At 67.3% G+C, this 4,034-nt stretch carries 6 protein-coding genes; 4 read left to right on the plus strand and 2 right to left on the minus strand.

Annotation, left to right across the window (positions count from 1 at the left end; translation table 11 throughout):
- On the plus strand, positions 1-825 hold an 825-nt coding region (locus I55_RS12385), incomplete at its 5' end, for a peptidoglycan -binding protein (RefSeq protein ID WP_044560887.1).
- A gap of 100 nt (positions 826-925) precedes the next feature.
- Here the strand turns inward: I55_RS12385 and I55_RS12390 are convergent.
- Entirely contained in the window at positions 926-1,912 is a 987-nt protein-coding gene (locus tag I55_RS12390) for a lipid II:glycine glycyltransferase FemX (protein WP_044560888.1), read from the minus strand.
- A 110-nt stretch (positions 1,913-2,022) separates the two neighbouring features.
- On the opposite strand from I55_RS12390, the gene epmA reads away from it, so the two are divergent.
- The 3 genes from epmA (at position 2,023) to I55_RS12405 (ending at position 3,787) form a co-directional block, all read left to right on the plus strand.
- The gene (gene epmA, locus I55_RS12395; protein ID WP_044560889.1) at positions 2,023-3,078 is read left to right on the plus strand and encodes an EF-P lysine aminoacylase EpmA; all 1,056 of its coding nucleotides are present in this window, start codon (positions 2,023-2,025) and stop codon (positions 3,076-3,078) included.
- Positions 3,079-3,143: 65 nt separating this feature from the next.
- Positions 3,144-3,401, plus strand: a complete 258-nt coding sequence (locus I55_RS12400) for a type II toxin-antitoxin system Phd/YefM family antitoxin (protein WP_044560892.1) — start codon at positions 3,144-3,146, stop codon at positions 3,399-3,401.
- Positions 3,398-3,787, plus strand: a complete 390-nt coding sequence (locus tag I55_RS12405) for a type II toxin-antitoxin system VapC family toxin (RefSeq protein ID WP_044560890.1) — start codon at positions 3,398-3,400, stop codon at positions 3,785-3,787. Before I55_RS12400 ends, I55_RS12405 begins: the two co-directional genes overlap by 4 nt.
- A gap of 15 nt (positions 3,788-3,802) precedes the next feature.
- On the opposite strand, the gene I55_RS12410 is transcribed toward I55_RS12405, so the two are convergent.
- Positions 3,803-4,034, minus strand: a 232-nt coding sequence (locus I55_RS12410; protein ID WP_044560891.1) for a thiamine phosphate synthase, incomplete at its 5' end; no start/stop codon positions are given.

Below are 4,034 nucleotides of genomic sequence, written 5' to 3' on the forward strand. Positions count from 1 at the left end.
AAGGAAAAGCTGACCGCCGACCTGTCCGCCCTGAATGACCAGCTGCAGGCGTCGCTGGCCAAGGGCGTGCAGTGCAGGGCGGATTTGGAGGCGGCGGGCAAGGCCCGGGACGACCTGGCGGCCCAGGTGCAGGCCCTGACGGACGCCGCCACGGCCAAGCAGGGGGAGCTGGACGCGGAAAAGAACGTCAGCGCCCAGGCCAAGGCCCAGGTGGACCTGCTGAACCAGCAGCTGGCGGCATTGCGCCAGCAACTGGCCCAGTTGAATGCCGCCTTGGCGGCGTCGGAGCAGAAGGACAAGGAACAGCAGGTCCAGATCGTCGACCTGGGCAAACGCCTGAACGCGGCGCTGGCCGGCAAGGTGGCGGAGTTGGCCCGCTATCGCTCCGAATTCTTTGGCAAGCTGCGGGAAGTGCTGGGCGACCGCCCGGACATCCGCATCGTCGGCGACCGCTTCGTCTTCCAGTCTGAGGTGCTGTTCGACAGCGGCAGCGCCGACCTGGGCGCCCAGGGCCGCAAGCAGCTGGCCAGCTTGGCCAAGACGCTGCTGGACATCTCCAAGAAATTTCCCAAGGACCTGAACTGGATCCTGCGGGTGGACGGCCATACCGATGCCGTGCCCATCCACACCCCCGCCTTCGCCAGCAACTGGGAGCTATCGTCCGCCCGCGCCACGGCGGTGGTGAAGTTCCTGATCCAGCAGGGGGTGCCGCCAGAACGGCTGGCGTCCACCGGCTTCGGTGAGTTCCAGCCGCTGGAGTCGGGCGACACCCCCGACGTCCGCGCCCGCAACCGCCGCATCGAACTCAAGCTGGACCAGCGCTGATCGCGGCAGCCGGACCTTTTCGGGGAGCGTCAGCGGACTGAAACGGGAGGATAGCCAAGCCTGCGGATGCAGGCGTCCGGCGACTGAGGAGACGCGTCAGCTAGTTCCACACCCCCGCCAGCTCGACCTCTTCCCCGCCCATGCCGCGCTTGAAGGTGTTGATGCCTTCCACGTCCGGGGTCAGGCCGCCCAGGTCGAAGGCAACGCGGCCTTGGGCCTTCAACTCCAGGCATGCGCGCCACAGCAACAGCTGATGGGCGCGCGTGCGGCGCCCGTCCGGTCCGTTCCAGCCCACCTGGTAGGTCGCTGCCACGCCGTGGCCGAAAATCAGGACGCCGGCCACCGGTTCCCCCTCCAGCATCGCCCGCAGGATCAGGACGTCGCCGTCCTTGTGCAGGGCGGTGCGCAGGCGGGTGAGCAGCTTGGAGCCCGCGGCGCGGTACTTGCGCTCATGCCGGTCGGCCTCATGCTTTTCCAGCAGCCAGGGCAGGGTGGCGCCGTCGCGGTCGACTTCCACCACCAGGCCTGATTTCTCCCCCTGCCGCAGCTTGTTGCGCCACTTCGGGTCCAGATTGGCACGCAGCGCCGCCTCATCCGGCGTGAGGTCCAGCCAGATGGTGCGATAACCGGGCCCGGCCTGGTGGCGCCAGCCGGCCCATTTCAGGGCGGTGGTGGCCAGGGCGCCCGCCGGGACCTCGGCGATGACGCTGGGCCAGTGCAGCAGGCCGGTGGGGCAGGCCTGGCGCAGCAGGCGGTAGATCACGCCCACGGTGGTCCAGTCCTGGGCCTCCGGCACCAGCAAGGGGCCCCGATGCACCTTGGCCACCCGCACGGCGCGGGCCAGGCGCTTTTCCAGCACCAGCACCAGGCCGATGGCCTGGCCATCCCGTTCGAAGATGCCGACACGGGGCTTCCAGCCTTCCACCGTCATCATGGCGGTGGCGTAGCCGAAGGTCTGGGTCAGGGTGCTGTGCGGCACCCGTTTCAGCAGCGCCGCCCACTCGCTGATGCGGGAGTCCCAGCGCAAGGCGACATTGGGCGCGGCGCCCGGGGCCTGGGTCGCGGCGCGCGGGGCGGGTTTCGCCACGGGCGGGGTTTTGGATTTAGCGGGGGCGGATTTGGCCACGGGACTCGACAGCGGCAGGTGGGAACGGTATGCCGCCCAGCATATCGCTTGTCGTGGAAGGACCACCAGTCATGAAGACCCCCGCCCAACCCTGGTGGCACCCCGACCGGATGGCCCGCCGCCGGGTGAACCTGGCCGCGCGCGGCGCCATGACCCGTGCCTTGCGGCGCTGGTTCGAGGAGGGGGATTTCCTGGAGGTGGAGACACCAGCCCTGCAGGTGTCGCCGGGGCTGGAGCCGCACCTGATGGCCTTCGCCACCGACCTGGTGGGCAGCCATCCGGACGACCGCTTGACCCTGCGCCTGCACACCAGCCCGGAATTCACCATGAAGAAGCTGCTGGTGGCCGGGCTGCCGCGCATCTTCCAACTGGCTCATGTCTATCGCAATGGCGAGCGGTCCCCCACCCACAGCCCGGAATTCACCATGCTGGAATGGTACCGGGTGGGGGCGGGCTATCGCGACCTGATGGACGACTGCATCGCCCTGACCCGGACCTTGTGCGCCGCCGCTGGCGTCGACACCCTGCGACGGGGCGACCTGACCTGCGACCCCGCCGCGGCGTGGGAGGTGTTGACGGTGCAGGAGGCGTTCCAGCGCCATGTCGGCATCGACCTGCTGGCGACGGCGCCCGATCCCGCCCGGCCCGACGTGGCCCTGCTGGCCCAGGCCGCCGGAGCCGTGGGCATTCATGCCCATGACGGCGACAGCTGGGAGGATCTGTTCTTCCGCATCAGCCTGGACCGCATCGAGCCGCACCTGGGCATGGGCCGGCCCACCTTCCTGACGGACTACCCGGTTTCCATGGCCGCCCTGTCGCGGCCCAAGCCGGAGGATCCCCGGGTGGCGGAACGGTTCGAGCTGTACGCCTGCGGCGTGGAACTGGCCAACGCCTTCGGCGAACTGACGGACGCCGCCGTGCAGAAGGCTCGTTTCGAGGCCGATATGGACTTGAAGCAGGTGCTGTATGGCGAGCGCTATCCCATCGACGCTGATTTCCTGGCGGCCCTGGAATTCGGCCTGCCCGACTGCGCCGGCATCGCTTTGGGTTTCGACCGCCTGGTCATGCTGGCCACCAACGCCGCCGCCATCGACGACGTGCTATGGGCGCCAGTGGCCTTGCCGTGAGGTGATTCGACTTGGGGAGCGGTATGCCGTACAATCAAGTTGCCATGCAAGCAACGGAGGCGGTCATGGATGTCGCGATCAACGATCCTGAAAGTGAACTCGCGAACCTGGTAAAGAAGGCTGAGGCGGGCGAGGAGGTCGTGTTGACCCGCAATGGGCATCCTGTGGCGAAGTTGATCGCAACTGAAAAGCGCCCGACCAAGGAACAACGGAACACGTTCCTCCGGGCTTTTTTGGAGGAGGCGAGAGCCAATCCCGTGCCCGGCCCGGACGCTATGCGCAGCCAGGACTTCCTCTACGGCGATGATGGGCTGCCGGCTTGAACGCTGTCGTTATAGATACCTCGGCGATTATTGAAATCGCCATCCCCGAAAAGCGCGGCGCCGACTGTTTAGCTTGTTTGGAAAAGGCTGACGAAATCTTCATCAGCGCTGGAACATTGGTGGAGACGCTGATTGTCGGCCGGCGACGGGGGCTGGGGCCACGGATTGAGAACCTGTTGCGGGGTTGGGCAGCCACCGAAGTTGTGGTGACGCCCGGCATGGCACGTTTGGTCGCCGATGTTTATGACCGCTGGGGTAAAGGCGTGGATCCGGCCTGCCTGAACATGGGCAATTGCTACGCCTACGCCTTGGCGAAAGAGATGAACCTGCCGCTGCTCTTCGTCGGCGACGACTTTTCCAAGACCGACGTGATCCCGGCGCTGTAGGGCGCCGGGCTTATCTCACGCCTCCGCGATGGCCTTGTTGAAGGCCTTTACCCCCGCGGCCGCCCCGTCGGGGTGGTTCCACACCGACGAGACCACCGCCAGGAAGTCGGCGCCGGCGCGCACCAGCTCGCCGCAGTTGCCCGGCGTGATGCCGCCGATGGCGACGCAGGGGATTTCCATCATTTTCTGCCACCAGGTCAGCAGCTCGGGCGTGGCCCGATACTCCGTCTCCTTGGTGCCCGGTGGG

Origin of the sequence: Azospirillum sp. B4 (assembly GCF_000333275.1) — a bacterium.
In the GTDB taxonomy this organism is placed as follows: Bacteria; Pseudomonadota; Alphaproteobacteria; order Azospirillales; family Azospirillaceae; genus Nitrospirillum.